The organism is Streptomyces sp. NPDC046465, from assembly GCF_040646035.1.
Lineage (GTDB): Bacteria > Actinomycetota > Actinomycetes > Streptomycetales > Streptomycetaceae > Streptomyces.
Window position 1 is genome coordinate 1 of record NZ_JBEYZK010000017.1, and the last position, 16,528, is coordinate 16,528.

General features: G+C 70.1%; 12 protein-coding genes. 3 read left to right on the forward strand and 9 right to left on the reverse strand.

The annotated features are described in order from the left end of the window. Positions 1–98: 98 nt before the first annotated feature. The 5 genes from ABZ953_RS25635 to ABZ953_RS25655 all read right to left on the reverse strand — a co-directional run bounded on the left by ABZ953_RS25635 (position 99) and on the right by ABZ953_RS25655 (position 7,985). A complete protein-coding gene (locus tag ABZ953_RS25635) occupies positions 99–3,131 on the reverse strand; it encodes a glycoside hydrolase family 38 C-terminal domain-containing protein (protein ID WP_361727771.1) in 3,033 nt (1,010 codons plus the stop codon). A gap of 81 nt (positions 3,132–3,212) precedes the next feature. After that, positions 3,213–4,538, reverse strand: a complete 1,326-nt coding sequence (locus ABZ953_RS25640) for a glycosyl hydrolase (protein ID WP_361727773.1) — start codon at positions 4,536–4,538, stop codon at positions 3,213–3,215. A 38-nt stretch (positions 4,539–4,576) separates the two neighbouring features. Then, positions 4,577–5,503, reverse strand: a complete 927-nt coding sequence (locus ABZ953_RS25645; RefSeq protein WP_361727775.1) for a carbohydrate ABC transporter permease — start codon at positions 5,501–5,503, stop codon at positions 4,577–4,579. Then, complete coding sequence (locus tag ABZ953_RS25650) at positions 5,500–6,477, reverse strand: sugar ABC transporter permease (protein ID WP_361727776.1); 978 nt, start codon at positions 6,475–6,477, stop codon at positions 5,500–5,502. Before ABZ953_RS25650 ends, ABZ953_RS25645 begins: the two co-directional genes overlap by 4 nt. Before the next feature lie 209 nt (positions 6,478–6,686). After that, complete coding sequence (locus ABZ953_RS25655) at positions 6,687–7,985, reverse strand: sugar ABC transporter substrate-binding protein (protein WP_361727778.1); 1,299 nt, start codon at positions 7,983–7,985, stop codon at positions 6,687–6,689. Positions 7,986–8,288: 303 nt separating this feature from the next. Between ABZ953_RS25655 and ABZ953_RS25660 the strand changes: the two genes are divergently transcribed. Further along, positions 8,289–9,302 (forward strand): LacI family DNA-binding transcriptional regulator, encoded by a 1,014-nt coding sequence (locus ABZ953_RS25660; RefSeq protein WP_361727780.1) that lies wholly within the window; start codon positions 8,289–8,291, stop codon positions 9,300–9,302. Positions 9,303–9,400: 98 nt separating this feature from the next. Here the strand turns inward: ABZ953_RS25660 and ABZ953_RS25665 are convergent, their stop codons facing one another. The 3 genes from ABZ953_RS25665 to ABZ953_RS25675 form a co-directional block, all read right to left on the reverse strand. After that, the gene (locus ABZ953_RS25665) at positions 9,401–9,637 is read right to left on the reverse strand and encodes a hypothetical protein (protein WP_361727782.1); all 237 of its coding nucleotides are present in this window, start codon (positions 9,635–9,637) and stop codon (positions 9,401–9,403) included. A gap of 91 nt (positions 9,638–9,728) precedes the next feature. After that, positions 9,729–11,291, reverse strand: a complete 1,563-nt coding sequence (locus tag ABZ953_RS25670; protein WP_361727784.1) for an alpha-L-fucosidase — start codon at positions 11,289–11,291, stop codon at positions 9,729–9,731. 53 nt (positions 11,292–11,344) lie between these two features. Next, entirely contained in the window at positions 11,345–13,240 is a 1,896-nt protein-coding gene (locus ABZ953_RS25675; RefSeq protein WP_361727786.1) for a family 20 glycosylhydrolase, read from the reverse strand. Between the two features lie 179 nt (positions 13,241–13,419). Here ABZ953_RS25675 and ABZ953_RS25680 point away from each other — a divergent pair, with 179 nt between their 5' ends. Continuing rightward, a complete protein-coding gene (locus tag ABZ953_RS25680) occupies positions 13,420–15,150 on the forward strand; it encodes a pentapeptide repeat-containing protein (protein ID WP_361727788.1) in 1,731 nt (576 codons plus the stop codon). Between the two features lie 127 nt (positions 15,151–15,277). Here the strand turns inward: ABZ953_RS25680 and ABZ953_RS25685 are convergent, their stop codons facing one another. After that, entirely contained in the window at positions 15,278–15,451 is a 174-nt protein-coding gene (locus ABZ953_RS25685) for a hypothetical protein (protein WP_361727790.1), read from the reverse strand. A gap of 252 nt (positions 15,452–15,703) precedes the next feature. Between ABZ953_RS25685 and ABZ953_RS25690 the strand changes: the two genes are divergently transcribed. After that, complete coding sequence (locus ABZ953_RS25690) at positions 15,704–16,501, forward strand: SDR family oxidoreductase (protein WP_361727792.1); 798 nt, start codon at positions 15,704–15,706, stop codon at positions 16,499–16,501. Positions 16,502–16,528 lie beyond the last annotated feature (27 nt).

Genomic DNA, 16,528 nt, shown 5'->3' on the forward strand with positions numbered 1-16,528 from the left:
CATGTGGCGGAGCCACCTGTCCTGGGACACCGTGCGCCGAGCGTGCGTGCCGGGCGTCGGGGCGCAGACGGGGGTTCAAAGACAGGCTCTGAGGGGCCTCAGGCCCGCGTGAACCTCAGCGTCACCAGCTCGAACGGCCGCAGCGGCACCGTCACCGCGTCGCCCGCGAGCTCCGGTGCGTTCACCCCGTCGAGCGGCCGCTCCAGCAGGTCGGTCACCGCGACCGAGCCCGCCGTGAACCCGGCCGTCAGCGTGGGCTTCGCCCGGCCGCCGCGCGACTCGTGGAAGCGGACGACCACGTCACCGCTGCCGTCGTCGGCCAGCTTGACCGCCGTGACGACGACGGCGTCGTCGTCGACCGTCACCAGCGGGGCCACCTCCGAACCGCCGGTGACCCGGCGCTCGGGCAGGTTGATGCGGTAACCCTCGCGCACCGCGTCGCCGATCGCCGCGCCCGCCACCAGCGCGTGCCGGAAGCGGTGCACTCCCTGGTCGGTCTCGGGGTCGGGGAAGCGCGGCGCGCGCAGCAGGGAGACGCGGACCGTGGTGGTCGTGCCGGAGTCCTCGTCGCGCACCGTGCGGGTCACGTCGTGCCCGTACGTCGAGTCGTTGACCAGCGCGACGCCCCAGCCCGGCTCCTCGATGTGCACGAAGCGGTGGTTGCACGCCTCGAACTTGGCGGCCTCCCAGCTCGTATTGGTGTGGGTGGCGCGGTAGAAGTGGCCGAACTGGGTCTCCGACGCGTACCGCTCCGCGTGGATGTCCAGCGGGAAGGCCAGCTTGAGGAACTTCTCCGTCTCGTGCCAGTCGACCTCGGTGTCGATGTCGAGGCGCTGGGTCCCGGGAGTCAGCGTAAGGAGCTGGGTGAGGCGCGAGTCGCCGAAGGACCGCACGACGCGGACCGAGGCGCCGCCACCCGCCACGGCATCCGCCGCCTCGACCTCGTCCGCCTCCACGAGATCGGTCACGGTGTTGCGGTAGAACTCGTCGACGTCCCAGGCGTCCCACATGTTCGGGAAGTCGGCGTGGACCTGGGGCAGGTTCGCCGCCCGGCCCGGCGCGACGGTCTCGCGGTCGGCGAGCAAATCGTACGCGGAGACGACGAGGCCGCGGCCGTCGACCTCCACCCGCAGCAGGCCGTTGTCGAGGACGAAGCCGCCCCCCTCGCGCGATGCGACCGTCGACCGGCCCTCGACGGCGGCAGGCCCGGCGCCGCCCGCGGGGACTCCGTGCCGGGGGTGCGGCGTGGAGTTGAAGACCAGCGGGTCGGCACCCTCTCCCGCGAGCGCGCGCTGCGCCTCGTCGATGATGCCGGTCAGCTCCTGGGCGAGCGCCGCGTAGGTCGCGCGGGCCTCGCGGTGCACCCACGCGATCGACGAGCCGGGCAGGATGTCGTGGAACTGGTGGAGCAGCACCGTCTTCCAGATGCGGTCCAACTGCTCGTAAGGGTAGGCGAATCCGGCGGAGCGGACGGCGGCCGTGGCTGCCCACAGCTCCGCCTCGCGCAGCAGGTGCTCGCTGCGGCGATTGCCCTGCTTGGTGCCTGCCTGGCTGGTGAGGGTGGCGCGGTGCAGCTCCAGGTAGAGCTCACCGACCCAGACGGGCGGGTTCGGGTACTCGGCCTCCGCCTTCTCGAAGAACTGCTCCGGCGTCTCCCACTGGACGGTCGCCGAGCCCTCCAGGTCCCGCAGGCGCGCGGCCTTGGCGATCATCTCGCGGGTGGTGCCGCCGCCTCCGTCGCCCCAGCCGGTGGGCGCGAGGGAGTGCCGGGCGACGCCCTTGTCCTTGAAGTTCTTCGCCGCGTGGGCGATCTCGCTGCCCTTCATCGAGCAGTTGTAGGTGTCGACGGGCGGGAAGTGCGTGAAGATACGGGTGCCGTCGATGCCTTCCCAGTTGAAGGTGTGGTGCGGGAAGCGGTTGGTCTGCGACCAGGAGATCTTCTGCGTGAGCAGCCACTTGGAACCGGCCGCCTTGATGATCTGCGGGAGCCCCGCCGCGAAGCCGAAGGTGTCGGGCAGCCACGCCTCGTCGTTCTCCACGCCGAACTCGTCGAGGAAGAAGCGCTTGCCGTGCACGAACTGGCGGGCCATCGCCTCCGAGCCCGGCATGTTCGTGTCCGACTCGACCCACATGCCGCCCGCGGGCACGAACCGCCCGTCGGCGACCGCCTTCTTCACCTTCGCCCACACCTCGGGGCGGTGCTCCTTGATCCACGCCCACTGCTGGGCCTGCGACATGGCGAAGACGAAGTCCGGCTCGTCCTCGATGAGCGCGGTCATGTTGGACGTCGTGCGCGCCACCTTGCGCACCGTCTCGCGCAGCGGCCACAGCCAAGCGGAGTCGATGTGGGCGTGGCCGACGGCGCTGATGCGGTGGGCGGAGGGCTCGGCCGGGGTGGTGAGCACGCCTGCCAGCTGTGCGCGGGCGGCGGCGGCCGAGCCGTTCACGTCCTGGAGGTCGACGGCGTCGAGGGCACGGCCGACCGCGCGCACGATGTCGTAGCGGCGTCCGGAGTCCGTGGGCAGCTCCTCCATCAGCTCGCCGAGGACCTCCAGGTCGATGACGAGCTGCCACACCGTCTCGTCGAAGACGGCGAGGTCCATGCGCTCCAGCTTGTACTGGGGCTCGCTGCCCGCGGTCTCCTTGTCGCCCAGCTGCGTGGGCAGGAAGGGGTGGTAGTCGAGGATGACGGGGTTGGAGGCGGCCTCGACGTGCAGCCGCACCTCTTCGCCGCCCTCGGCGGGCGCGGCGATCCGCACCCACTGGTTGCGCGGGTTGAGGCCCTTCACCGGGGTGCCGTCGGGGCGGTAGACGAGGCCCTCGCACTGGAAGCCGGGCATGTTCTCGTCGAAGCCGAGGTCGAGGATCGCCTCGACGCTCTTGCCCGCCCACTCCTTCGGCACGGTCCCGGTCACCCGGAACCAGCTGGTCCCCCAGGGCGCGCCCCATCGCTCCCCGACAGCGGTCGGCGACGGCTCGGCGGCGAGCCCTTCGGCGACGGGCACGGGCTCACCCGGCGCGTTCCACACCGCCACGTCGAGCGGTACGGACGCGGGATACACGGCGGGCCTGATGCGCTCGTCCAGAACGCGCTTGAGGCGGGCTTCGACCAGGGTGCGGTCGTCATGCATGAGGGGTCTCCCAGGAAATAGTCAGCCCGTCCGGCGTTTGAGGACGAGCGCGAAGCGCGATCTGCGGGGCGATGTCGCGGCTCAGCCCACCACCTCCGGCGATACGACCTCCGTGATGCCCCGCGCAGCGAGATGCCCCGGATCGGCCGCCCGCCCCGCAAGCACGACCGCGGGCCGTACACCGTCCTCGGCAAGACGGGCGAACGCCTCGAAGACCGCCCCGCCGGGGGCACACTCGGACCGCCGCGACGGGGCGTCGTCCACGACAAGTGCCGTCGTCCGGGCCGCCGGTGCGTACGTGCGGCCGCGCCACTCCTTCGCGATGCGGGCGATCGCGGCGCCCGCGGGCTTGACCTGCCCGTCGTTGGTCAGCAGGCCGAGGCTGTACTCCAGCTCGGGAAAGTCCGCGAGGTCCCGCGAGACGTCGTGGGAACACCACCACGTCACGCCCCACACGTCCTGGCAGTCGAGCGCGGCGGCGATCGTCTCCTCGGTGAAGGCGGCGGCGTGCTCGGCGGGGATGAGCGGCGCGGGCGCGCCGACCTCCTGAAGCCAGACGGGCCTACCCGGATCGAGCGCCCACGCCTTCGACAGCTCGATCATGTACGCCGCGTGGTGGCGGGTGGCCGTACCGGTGCGCCCGTGGCGCTGCGCCGTGCCGTTGAAGACCCAGGAGTGCACGGCGGTCACCGCGCCGAGCTGGGCCGCCTGCGCCGGGGTGAAGGGCTGGTCGTGCTGGTACCAGGCGGCGTCGTACTCGGCGTGCAGGTGCAGCTTGCCGGGGGCGCCCTCCTCGCAGGCGGCGAGGACGGTGCGCAGCCAGGCCGCCGCCTGGTCCTCGGTGATGCGGTCGGGGTCGGGGTGCGGGCCCGCCGAGAACTGATTGATCTCGTTGCCGATGGTCATGCCGATGAAGTTGGGCCGGTCGGCGAGGGCGGCGGCGAGCGTGCGCAGGTAGGCGGCCTGCCCGGCCACCACATCGGGGTCGGTGAAGATGTTGCGCCGGTGCCAGGTCTGGGTCCAGGCGGGCAGGAAGTCGAAGCTGGACAGATGCCCCTGGAGGCCGTCCACGTTGACGTCGAGGCCGCGTTCGGCGGCCGCGTCGGCGAGCTGGACCAGCTGGTCGACGGCGCGCGGGCGGATCAGGGTCCGGTTGGGCTGGAAGTACGGCCAGATCGGGAAGACGCGGACGTGGTCGAGGCCAAGCGCGGCAATGGCGTCGAGGTCGGCGCGTACGGCGTCGAGGTCGAAGTCGAGCCAGTGGTGGAACCACCCTTGACCCGGCGTGTAGTTGACGCCGAAGCGCGGCGCTCCCGAAGGCGCTGCGGAGGACCGTGCGAAAGACCGTGCGGACGGCGATGCGGAAGGCGAAGCGGAGGACCGTGCGGAAGGCGATGCGGAAGGCAAATGCGGATCCTGGTTCTGGTGAGTTCGGGAGCCGTCGTTCAGCCCTTGACCGCGCCCTCGCCGACGCCGCGGAAGAAGTACCGCTGGAGACAGGCGAAGAGGACGATCAGCGGCAGCACGGCGATGACCGTGCCCGCGGCGACGAGGCGCTCGTCGTTGGCGAAGGTGCCGTGCAGGTAGTTGAGGCCGATGGTGAGCGTGAACCGGTCCGGGTCGCTGAGCACGATCAGGGGCCACAGGAAGTCGTCCCAGGCGCCCATGAAGGCGAAGATCGCGACGACCGCGAGGGTGCCCTTGACGGCGGGCAGCGCGATGCGCAGGAAACGCTGCCAGACGTTCGCGCCGTCGACAAAGGCGGCTTCCTCGATCTCGTAGGGCACGTTGAGGAAGGCGTTGCGCATCAGGAGCACGTTGAGTGCGGAGACGCAGCCGGGCAGCAGCACACCGATGAGGGTGTTGTTCAGACCGAGCTCACGCATGGTCGTGAACTGGGCGATGATGATGCCCTCGACGGGCACCAGCATGGCCAGGATGAAGACGACCGTGGCTGCCTTGCGGCCGCGGTAGCGCAGGCGGGCCAGGGCGTAGCCCGCGAGCGTGGCGCCCACGCAGTTGGTGACGACGTTGGCGGCGGCCACCTTCAGGGAGTTGAGCGCGTAGTCCCAGACGGGGATGGTCTCGGAGACCCGCTCGTAGTTGTGGAGGGTCGGGTCGGACGGCAGGAACTTCGGCGGGGAGCTGAAGATGTCCTCGTGCGGTCCCTTCAGGGACGTGGACAGCTGCCAGAGGAACGGCCCGATCATCAACGCCAGTACGGCGAGCAGGAGTCCGTAGCGCAGGACGATCTCCCACACGGGCATCCGGCGGCCGTTCTCGTCGGTGATGCGCCGGCGGGGCTTACGGCGCGCGGCGCGCTCCGTGGCCGTGGCCGTGGCCGCCGGAGGGGTCTTCTCGGTGACGCTCACGCGTCCTCCTTGCGGTCGGCCCGCAGCACGAGCAGCATCAGCGCGACGGTGACGACGAAGACGACGACCGAGATCGCCGAGGCGTAGCCGACCCGTCCGGTCAGGCCGGTGCCGACGCGCTGCACCAGCATCACGAGGGTGGTGTCCTCGCCTGCCGGGCCGCCGGTGGGGCCCGCCATCAGATAGACCTCGGAGAACACCTTGAAGGCGGCGACCGAGGAGAGCGCGCCCACCAGGACCATGGTGGAGCGCACGGCGGGCACGGTGACGGTGAAGAAGCGGCGCACCGCTCCCGCGCCGTCGACCGCCGCCGCCTCGTGGAGCTCGCGCGGCACGTTGGCGAGCGCCGCGAGATAGATGATCATGTAGTAGCCGAGGCCCTTCCAGACGGTGACGGCCATGGCGCTGAACAGCAGCAGCCACTGGTCGCTGAGGAAGCCGACCTTGCCGACGCCCACCGCTTCGAGGACGGCGTTGACCAGGCCGCGTTCGTCGAGCATCCACACCCAGATGAGGCCGACGACGACGATCGAGGCGACCACCGGGGTGTAGAAGGCGGACCGGAAGAAGGTGATGCCGGGGATGTGCTTCTGGACGAGCATCGCGAGCAGCAGGGGCAGCAGGACGAGCGCGGGGACGACCCCGAGGACGTAGATCGTGCTGTTGCGCAGGCCGATCCAGAACATGTCGTCGTGCAGCAGCTCCGAGAAGTTGGCGAAGCCGACGTACTCGCCGGGCATCAACGTCCGTTTGTCCGTGAAGGAGTTGTTGAGCGTGCTGATGAACGGATAGAGGATGAAGACGGTGATGATCACGAGCCCGGGAGCGGCGAACAGCCAGGGGCTGGTGGGGAGTTGGCGCCGGATGCGGGTGCCGCCCGCGCCGCGGCGGGAACCGGCGGGCAGGCCCTTGAGTGCCGGGCCCGCGGTGCTTATGTCGGACGAGGTCGCCTTGTCGGCGGTGGGACTCTTCATGGCTGGTGTTCCCGGGTCGTGGCTCGGCACGGCTCAGCTCGACGCTGTGCCGCTCAGCTCTGCGTTCGGCTCCGCGCCGGGCGCTGGGTTCGGCTCCGCGCCGGGCGCTGGGCGCTGGATTCGGCTCCGCGCCGGGCGCTGGGCGCTGGATTCGGCTCCGCGCCGAGTTCTGCGGTCGGCTCAGCTCCGCGCCGAGCCCTGAGTGCGGCTCAGTTCTGCTGCAGCAGTCGGTCGCAGCTCTTGACAGCGTTGTCAAGCGCTTCCTTCGGACTCTCCTTGCCCTGGAGTGCCTTGGCGACGGAGTTGCGCAGCTCGATCTTCATCTGCTCGCTGAACATCACCGGCGTGTAGTTCACCGCGGTCTCGATGGATTTCGCGGCGGCGATGCGGACCCGCGTCTCCTCCTTGCCGTCCTGCTTCGTGAAGTACGGGTCGGCGAGGGAGCCCTTGGTGCTGGGGAAGATCGCGACCTTCTTGGCGAAGGACATCTGGTGCTGGGCGTCGGTGACGAAGTGCGCGAAGGCGACGGCGGCCGGAGTCTGCTTGGTGCGGGCGTTCACCATCACACCCATCACGTACATGTTGTCCTTGCCGGTGCTGCTGATCTGCGGGGTGATGCCGATGTTCTTGTAGAGGTTCGGCGCGTCCTTCTTGAACTTCTCCAGGTCCAGGGCGCTGCCGGGGTTCATGGCCACGGACTCGGTGAGGAACTTCTTGCCCGTCGACTCCGGGGTCGCGGTCAGCGCCTGCCCGTCGAGCGCCTTGGCGTCGTACAACTTCTTGTACTTGGTGAGGAGTTCGACACCCTTGGCATCGTTGAAGGTGAAGCCGGTGCCTTCCTTGTTCATCAGCGGCACGCCGTAGCGCCCGAAGTCCTCGACGGCGGGAACGTTGGCGAGCGTGGCGACCTTGCCGTCGCTCTTCTCCGACAGCTGCAGCGCCTGGTCGAAGAGCTGGTCGTACGTCTTCGGGGGCTTGTTCTCGTCGAGGCCCGCGTCCTTGAAGAGGCGCTTGTTGTAGAAGAGCGGCCCGGTGTTGAGGTACCAGGGGAAGGCGTACGTGCCGTCCATGCCCGGTATCTGGTGGCTCTTCCAGGCTCCGGGGAGGTACTCCTTCTCGTACTTCCCCGCGACCTTGCCGAGGTCGAGGGCGATGCCCGCCTTGGCGAGCGGGGCGACCAGGTCGGGCGAGACGTTGACGACGTCGGGCAGGGTGCCCGCGGCGGCGTCCGCGCTGATCTTGTCGGCATAGCCCTCACCGGGCTGGTCGACCCAGTGCACCTCGGTGCCGGGGTACTTCTTCTCGAACTCGTCGACCAGGCCCTCGAAGTACGGCTTGAAGTTCGCCTTCAGATTCCAGGTCTGGAAGGTGATCTTGCCTTCGACCTTCCCGGACGCGTCCTGGGAACCGCCGCCGTCATCGCCGTCGCCACAGGCGCTCAGCGGCAGCAGGACGGCGAGGACGGCGCCTGCGGCGACCGCTCTGCGGGGGATACGGGAGATACGCACGGTGAAACGGCTCCTTTGCTCGGCCCAGCGTGAGACGGCGGTGACTGCAACCGTCCGAGCCGGGCAATCCACGCCGAGGCAGACCCTGCATGGAGTTGTGGAGCAAAGTCAATGGATTCGTGGAAAAGAATTCCAAGATCGGCCGATCATCCGAACAACACGCAGGTCAGAAAGGCGGGTTGCGGGTCTTGCGGTGGATGACTAATGCGCTTTAGGGTCAAGCCGCTCAAGCGCATTAGTCTCCGGGCGCCAGGAAAGAGGCAACGGGTGCAAGGCAAGCGGACACCGGCACGTCGGCCGACCATGAAGGACATCGCGCGCCGCGCCGGGGTCTCCGAGAGCGCCGTCTCCTTCGCGCTCAACGACCGGCCCGGCGTCTCCGACATCACCCGTGACCGGGTCCGCAGGGTGGCGGAACAGCTCGGCTGGCGGCCCAGCACGGCGGCGCGGGCCCTGTCCGGCGAGGGCTCGGCGACGGTGGGCCTGGTGGTGGCGCGCCCGGCGGCGACGCTGGGCATCGACTCGTTCTTCCTGCAGCTGATCTCGGGCATCCAGGAGGTGCTCGCGGAACGGCACTTGAGTCTGCTGTTCCAGGTGGTGGAGGACGTGGCCGCCGAGTGCGCGGTCTACCGCCGCTGGTGGGCCGAGCACCGGGTGGACGGCGTCCTCGTCGTGGACCCGCGCACGGACGACCCGCGGCCCGGCCTCCTGGACGAGCTCGGGCTGCCCGCGGTGGTGACCGGCGGCGTGCCCGACCCGGACGCCGGGCACCCCGGCCTTTCCACGGTGTGGGCGGACGACGCGGGCGCGATGGCGTCGGTGGTCGGCCATCTGCACGCGCTGGGGCACCGCCGCATCGTGCACGTCGCGGGCATGGAGGGGCTCGCGCACACCGAACGCCGCATCCGCACCCTGCGCGCCGAGGCGGCGAGCCGGGGCCTTTCGGGGGTGCGCTCGGTGACGACGGACTACTCGGATACGGAGGGCGCCGCCGCGACCCGGCGGGTCCTGGAGTCCGCCGAGCCGCCGACGGCTCTCGTGTACGACAACGACGTGATGGCCGTGGCCGGCGTCGCCGCCGCGAACTCCCTGGGCTTCGCGATCCCGGGCGACGTCTCGGTCGTCGCCTGGGAGGACTCGGCGCTCTGCCGGATGGTGCATCCTTGGCTGACAGCCCTGTCCCGGGACACGGTGTCGTTCGGCCGCACGGCGGCCCGCGAACTCCTCGCCCTCCTCGACAACGGCCCGGCCGCCACGGTCCAGGTCCCGTTACCGCGGCTGATCGAACGGGAGAGCACCGGGCCGGTCAGAAGCTGAGCACGCTGCTGAGCACGCCGGCGTGGCCCGAGAACCTGCCCGCCGGCGTGGCCCGAGAACCTGCCCGCCGGCGTGGCCCGAGAACCTGCCCGCCGCCGTCACCCGCCCGCTGCCACCCGGCCGGTGGCACCGGCGCCACCGGCGGCCACGGGAGCGCCGCGAGGATCGGCGCGGAAGCGGGCGGGTTCAGCGAGCGCCAGGCAGTGCCGGCGGATCCGCGGGCCCAGGCCCGGCTTCACGGGAGTGCCGGGGGTCTGATGGGCGGCGAAGTACGCGTCGGTCTCGTCCCGCACGTGCCGCGGCTGGCCCCGCAGCCCGCGGTGGACCTGGACCATCTTCTCCGCGAAGTCGGCGGCGTCCTCCGCAACGCTTATTTCGTACGGGGGCCGCTCCAGGACGACGACGGGCAGGATCCGGCTGGTCGCCTCACACCTCCGAGCGGTAGAGCCCGAACTCCGCGATCCGCACCGTGTCCCGTGACCGCGTCACCCGCAGCCGCCACCGCCGCGCCGTCACCGGAGCGGCCAGGGTCAGCACGCGGCTCGCGCCCGCCGTGTCCACCTCGGTCACGGTCCGCCAGCCGTCGCCGGTGTGGGCCTCGATGACCGCGTGCTCCAGCTGCTGCCCGTACCGGATGTCCTCGGCGAGACGGATCCGGTCGATCTCGCGGGCCCTGCCGAACTCCACGGTGACCGTGCCGGCGCCGCGGTCGTGCCGGGTCCTGGCGCCGCGGGTGAGGTCCCGGGGCAGTTCCCGGCGGATCCGCTCGCGGAACTCGCGCAGCCGCGCCACGTCCGCGTCCGGGAGCAGCCCGCGCCGGTCCGGCGGAATGTTCAGCAGGAGTACGGAGTTGCGCCCGACCGAGCGGAACCAGATGTCCGTCAACTGCTCGACGCCCTTGGGCTGTTCGTCCTCGTGGTAGAACCATCCCGGCCTGATGGACACGTCGCACTCGGCGGGCCACCACTGCAGGTACTGGGCGACGGAGCGCGCCTCGGCGAGCGCCTCGCGGCTGCCCTGGTCGGGCGCGTCGTACTTGAGGGCGTAGTCGATGCTGCCGTTGCCGGAGTCCTTGACGGGGACGACGCTCCACTCGTTCTCACGCGCCAGGCCGCCCTCGTTGCCGACCCAGCGAACGTCGGGGCCGCGCACGGCCATGGTGGCGTCCGGGGCGAGCGCGCGGATCAGCGTGTACCAGCTGTCCCAGTCGTACGTCTCCACCTTCTCCGGCGGGATGCGGCCCTGCGCCCCGTCGAACCACACCTCGTCGACCGGGCCGTACTCGGTGAGCACCTCGTAGAGCTGGTTGAGCATGTGGGCGCCGTAGTCGGTGGCGTCGAGGGTGAAGGTGCGCGGGGCGGTGCCCGACCGGTCGTCGCCCGGGACGAGGGCGGGAATGGTGCGGGGGGAGCGTGTGCTGCCGTTGGCGTAGACGCCGTCGAGGTACTGGTTCTCGTCGGCGGGCGACATGTAGACGCCGACCCTGATGCCGTACCGCCGCAGCGAATCGGTGAAGGACCGCAGTACATCGCCCTTCCCGGCCCGCCAACTGCTGCTCGCCACGGTGTGCGTGGTGTACCGGGAGGGGTAGAGCACAAAACCGTCGTGGTGTTTCACGGTGAGGATGGCGAGCTTGAAGCCGCCGTCCCGCAGGGCTCGCGCCCACTGGTCGGTGTCGAGTTGCGTCGGCTGGAACACGTCCGGGTCCTCGTCGCCCGTGCCCCATTCGAGGCCGGTGAAGGTGTTGACGCCGAAGTGCAGGAACGCGGTCTGTTCCAGCTTCTGCCAGGCGATCTGGCGTGCGGTGGGGCGGACTCGGGAGGCTTTGGCCACGAGCGTGTCGGGGGTGTCCGCGGGGTTGATGCGAATGCGATGGGGCGGCTTGGCGCCGTCGGGTCGGCGGGCGACGGCCGTGGCGAGCGAGGTGCTCGACGCGGCGAGGGCCGTGGCGACGGCGGCGGCCATGAAGAGGCGTCTGCTGACGGTCATGGGGTGCCGATCTCCTTCGGGGAGACAAGAGGGCGGGACTGGTCAGGGAGTGGTCAGGGGGCGGTCAACGTCCAGACAGCCGGGGGTTGTTGGTCGGCCGGGTACTGGAGCATCCGGCCGTCCTGGGTGACGTGCGCGGCCATACGTGTGATCGCGTTGGTGAGCCGGTATCCGCCCGGCGTCTTCACGATCTGCCACCGCTGCAACGTGTTCGCCGCATCGCAGGTCTCCTCGGTGACGGCCGTGCCTGGCTGCAGCGGCACGTTGAGCGTGAGCTTCCCGCTGCGGGTCTCCAGGCACTTCCCGGCGGCCGTGGACCTCAGCGTCACGTAGCCGTCGGCGGTGCGCTCGACCGCGACGGCACGCGGCTCGGCTCGTCCCTCCGAGTCGCGCAGGGTGTACGTCCCTTCGGCCACCGGCACCCGCGTCAGATCGCGCCGCCCGGGGGCGTGCCCCACGGACCCGGCCCGTTCGACGAACGCGTCGTACGTCGGGTCGGGGTGGGCGTCCCCCCACGTGACCTGAGCGATGTGGGCGAGCGGCAACGCCATGGCGGCCGCGACCTCGTTCTCGGTCTCGCCGCGGCCGTTGTCGGGCCACAGGCTGATCTTCGCGCCGGTGACGCCGTCGCTCGTCGCGAGCTTCTCGCCCTCGAAGCTGCGCGGGTCCCACCGCTGGTCGTAGAGCTTGCCGGTGTCGGTGTGGAAGCCGCCCCGTACGAGGTAGAGGGAGTAGGCGGCGTTCATCAACGGATGACCCCGTTCGATGAGGCGGCTGGGCTTCTCCCGCACGTCGAGCCAGTGCTCGACGGTCGTGCCGGGCGCGACGGGGACGGTGTTCGCGCCGGTGAGGCCGTCGTTCCAGATGCGCAGGCGCTTGCCCTTGCCGGTCACGTAGGCGTGCACGCGGTTCACGAAGTCGATGAAGGCGTCCTGCGGGGTGGCGTCGTCGCCGTACTTCTTCCTCGCGTACTCCAGGATCTGTGGGTACTTGGCGAAGTCGGAGCCGAGCATGTACTCGTCGGCGCCCATGTGCCAGGACGTCGCGGGGAAGACGTCCGCGTACTCGTCGATGAGGCTCTTGTAGTAGGTGAAGGACTCGTCCTTCGTGATGTCGAGACGTGCCGGCTGGGGCTTGCCGTCGGAGTCGGTGAGCTGCAGGTCGGGGCGGTTCTCCAGCCACGGATCCAGGTGTCCCGGCGAGTTGATCTCGGGCACGATCGTGACGTGGTACTTCTCGCCGAGCGCGACCAGGTGACGCAGCTCGCTCTTGGCGTAGTAGCCCCAGGAGTTGGCTTCGGGGTGACGGTCACTCTTGACCTTGAGCTCCAGGAGCAGCTGGTTCTGCTTGTGGTAGGCCATGTCGCGCACGAGGTTCTCCAGCCACGGCGTGGAGATGTGGATGTAGCAGGCGCAGACGCCGACGCCACGCTCTTTGTAGCGCGGCACGTCGACCGTGCGCCCGGCCGGGACGCGGTCGCCGCGAGCCAGGAGCTGGAGCAGGGTCCGGGTGCCGTAGAAGGCGCCGGTCTCACCCGCACCGGTGATCTCCAGGCGCTTACCTGCCCGGAGTTCGTAGCCTTCGGCGCCCAGCGGTTTCCGGGCCCGATCGATGTCGATCACGATGTCGCCGGGGCGGGCGACACCGTGGGCCATGGCCGGTCTGGCCCGCCCCGAGGCCTTCAGATCGTCCGCGAGGGTGTCGGCCACGCGACGGGAGGCCGGGCCGCGCGCGACGAGACGGGTGCCCGGCCCATAGCGGTAACTCCCCTCGACGGGCGTCCAGTCGGCGAGGGCGGGAACAGTGCGCGGCACGTCCGGCACGTCCGGCACGTCCGGCACGTCCGGCGCGTTCGATGCCTTCGACACATTCGACGCGCCCAGGGCGGCCGGGACCGGCGCAGCGACGAGGAGCAGAGCAGCAGCGACAAGCGAGCGCAGTGCGGTCATGAGGTCCGATGATTCAGGCGCCCCCACGGAGGTGTCAATGCATCGCGCACCACGGGGACTTGGACATTCGCGCCACCCAGCCCCTTCCTCCCGCGTCCATCCGTTCCCCGTCCCACCGAGCCATCGGATGAATCTCGAACGGGGCTCGGTCCCGCTCCGCATCCGCTATGCCTGTCCGCATGACATCTTCACCGCTCCCCGGCACCGCACAGGGGCCGCACTGCGAGGGCGGGGCCGGTTCGGCATGTCCGGGGCGGCCCGTCGCCCCGCACCGGAGGTGCCTGGCTCATCTCGCGCCGGACCACGCACGGGACCACTTCGAGAGCCTGCGCCCCGGCGACGACATCGACCACCGCGGCACCGCCATGAATGCCGACCTCCTGACCCGACTGCTCAGGTCCGTGCGCGACCCCGCCACCGGAAAGCCGAGGTTCGGCACCGCCCGGTTCGAGGGTGCCGGATTTGTGGACGCCGCCGATTTCGCGGGGACCGTCTTCACCGATCCCGCCTACTTCAACGAAGCCACCTTCCACAAGGAAGCAAATTTCAGCGACGCGGATTTCGAGGCGTCCGTATTCTTCGGAGGCGCGAAGTTCATCGACACCTGTGACTTCACGGCGTCCGCGTTCCGCACGTACGCGGGGTTCAGGGGCGCCGAGTTCGGCGGTGAATGGACGAGCTTCGCCGACGCCACGTTCCACAGGACCGCGGGGTTTCTGAACGCGAGGTTCGGCGGGCGACTCAACCTGACGTACGCCTGGCTCTACGGCGATCTGGTGATGCGCAGGGCCGAGTTCACGGGCAAGCAGATCATCGGCCCCCTCGTATGCGCCGAGACGGTGCGTTTCGACCAGGCGACGTTCAACGGACAGACGGCGCTTTTCATCGCCGCCCCGCGCATCGACTGCAGCGCCTCGTCCTGGGAGGCCCCCGCGACCCTGCGGGTCCGCTATGCCTCTCTCACCTTCTCCATGGCGTCCTTCGCCGCACCGCTGGCGGTGATGAAGCAGCGAAGGCCGTTCGGCCCGGAAGGAAACGTGCTGACGGAAGATCCCATTCGGGGAGTCACCGACGACGATGTACGTGTCGTGTCGATTGCCGCCACCGACGCCTCGCTGCTCCGTCTCGTCAATGTCGATCTGTCCCGGTGCGGATTCGCCGGGGCGATCAATCTGGACCAGACACGCATCGAGGGCGCTTGCCGTTTCGCCTCGACACCGACGGGCTTGACCGGACCCTATGGCTTCATTCCCTTTCATTGGACGCGACGCCGGACCTTGGTCGATGAGTGGCGCATACGCTCCGCCCGGCCGGGCGACGGAACATCGGCGAGGTCACCGGTCCCGCCGCACGAACAGCGGCGCCGCAATTTCGCGGTTCTGGCCGCCACTTACCGCGACCTGCGCAAGTCGCTCGAGGACGCGAAGGACGAACCCGGCGCGGCGGACTTCTACTACGGCGAGATGGAAATGCGCCGCCACAGTCACAGCCTGCGGGAAGCGGAACGCTGGCTGCTCCAGGCGTACTGGCTGCTGTCCGGCTACGGACTGCGCGCCTCACGTGCGCTGGGCTGGCTCGCCCTCGCGATGATGACCACGGTCCTGCTCCTGATGGCTTTCGGCTTGCCCGACTCCGCGCCCAAGCAGGAGGCTTCCGGCACCGTGCCGTCCGGCGGCGGCGCCGTGACCTTCGAAATCGACAAGGGCGACCCCGAGAACCCGACCGGACACCGGTTCACGGCGAAACGCTTCGACAAGGCACTCAGGGTCACACTCAACTCCGTCGTCTTCCGGTCCAGCGGCCAGGACATGACCACGACCGGCGAGTACGTCGAGATGGCGTCCCGCTTCGCCGAGCCGGTCCTCCTCGGACTCGGCGCCCTGGCGATCCGGGGACGGTTGAAGAGGTGAGAGAACACACCCGCGCGGACACACCCGCGCGGAGACACCCGCGCGGACACACCTGCGCCCCCTGCCTCGGGATGAGGCCGGGGGCGCGTGGCGAAGCTGAGCGGGAGAACCTCGGTTCGGTACCGGGTCAGTCGATGCCCGGGAGGATGTGCGGCTCGGCGAGGTCGTCCTCGTAACCGGCCAGCCGGATGGGGGCCGCCTTGGCCCACGCCTCCAGGTTGCGGAGCTTCGCGGGCTTGCCCGCCCGTTCACCGCCGCCGTCGGCCGGTCGCTTTTCGTGCTTCGTCAGATCGGGTGTCACCGCGCACTCCTCTGTGTCGCGTAACGGAAGGTCAGGGGCAGTTCGGTCGCGGTGGCGCCGTTCTCTGGCGGGACCGCGGCCGTGATTGCCGGCCTGTCCCCGGGCGGCCGAGGGAGGCTTGTGGCTCCCTGATGGATACCCGTTCGCCCTAGGTTAACCAAATGAGCAGCCCCTCGCTCGATGGGGCCCAAAGATAGGGGTTGATTCCGGACAATGACGGACCAGGCGGGGCAAGAAAGTGAGCAGTCGGCAGTGGCGTTGGTGACCGGCGGCTCCCGTGGGATCGGGTTCGCCGTCGCCGAGGCACTCGGGGCGACCGGCCATCGGCTCGTCGTCACCGCGCGTGACGCCGACGGGGTGCGGGCCGCGGTGGACGCACTGCGCGCGACTGGCGCGAAAACGGTCGGCCTCGCGGGCGACGTCGCCGACCCCGCGCACCTCGAGGCCTGCGTCGACCTCGCGATACGGGAGTTCGGCCGCCTGGACGTCCTCGTGAACAACGCCGCGACGAACGCGCCCTACGGTCCGCTGATGGAGGCCGATCCGGACGTGTGGCGCACCGCCTTCGCCGTGAACGTCGACGCGGCCCTGCGGCTGGCCCAACTCGCCTGGCGGGCCTGGCTGGCGGAGCACGGCGGCGCGATCGTCAACATCTGCACGGAAGGTGCCGAGCACGTGGGCCCGAACGTGGGCGCGTACGGCACGAGCAAGGCCGCGCTGCTGCACCTCACCCGTCAGCTGGCGGGCGAACTCGCCCCGGCCGTGCGGGTCAACTCCGTCTCCCCCGGCCTCGTCCGCACCGACATGGCGCGTTTCGTGTGGGCGAGGGCGGAGGAGCAAGTGGCGGCGGGGCTCCCGCTCGGTCGCATCGGGGAGCCGGTCGACGTGGCGCGGGCGGTGGTCTGGCTGGTCTCGGACGCCGCGGGCTGGATCACCGGCGCCGACCTGCTGGTCGACGGCGGTACGCGGGTGCGCGCGGCGTCCACGGCGACGGGCCCGCCGTACGCGGTGCACGAGCGCCTGCGTACGTCGGGCCCCGACATCCGGTGATCACCGGGTGCGGCCGGGTTCGGCTCC

Excerpts from the sequence above, each read along its gene's own strand:
- ABZ953_RS25635 (WP_361727771.1), bottom strand. The coding sequence starts at position 3,131 with ATGCATGACGACCGCACCCTGGTCGAAGCCCGCCTCAAGCGCGTTCTG.
- ABZ953_RS25650 (WP_361727776.1), bottom strand. The coding sequence starts at position 6,477 with ATGAAGAGTCCCACCGCCGACAAGGCGACCTCGTCCGACATAAGCACC.
- ABZ953_RS25660 (WP_361727780.1), top strand. The coding sequence starts at position 8,289 with ATGAAGGACATCGCGCGCCGCGCCGGGGTCTCCGAGAGCGCCGTCTCC.
- ABZ953_RS25665 (WP_361727782.1), bottom strand. The coding sequence starts at position 9,637 with ATGGTCCAGGTCCACCGCGGGCTGCGGGGCCAGCCGCGGCACGTGCGG.
- ABZ953_RS25670 (WP_361727784.1), bottom strand. The coding sequence starts at position 11,291 with ATGACCGTCAGCAGACGCCTCTTCATGGCCGCCGCCGTCGCCACGGCC.
- ABZ953_RS25675 (WP_361727786.1), bottom strand. The coding sequence starts at position 13,240 with ATGACCGCACTGCGCTCGCTTGTCGCTGCTGCTCTGCTCCTCGTCGCT.
- ABZ953_RS25680 (WP_361727788.1), top strand. The coding sequence starts at position 13,420 with ATGACATCTTCACCGCTCCCCGGCACCGCACAGGGGCCGCACTGCGAG.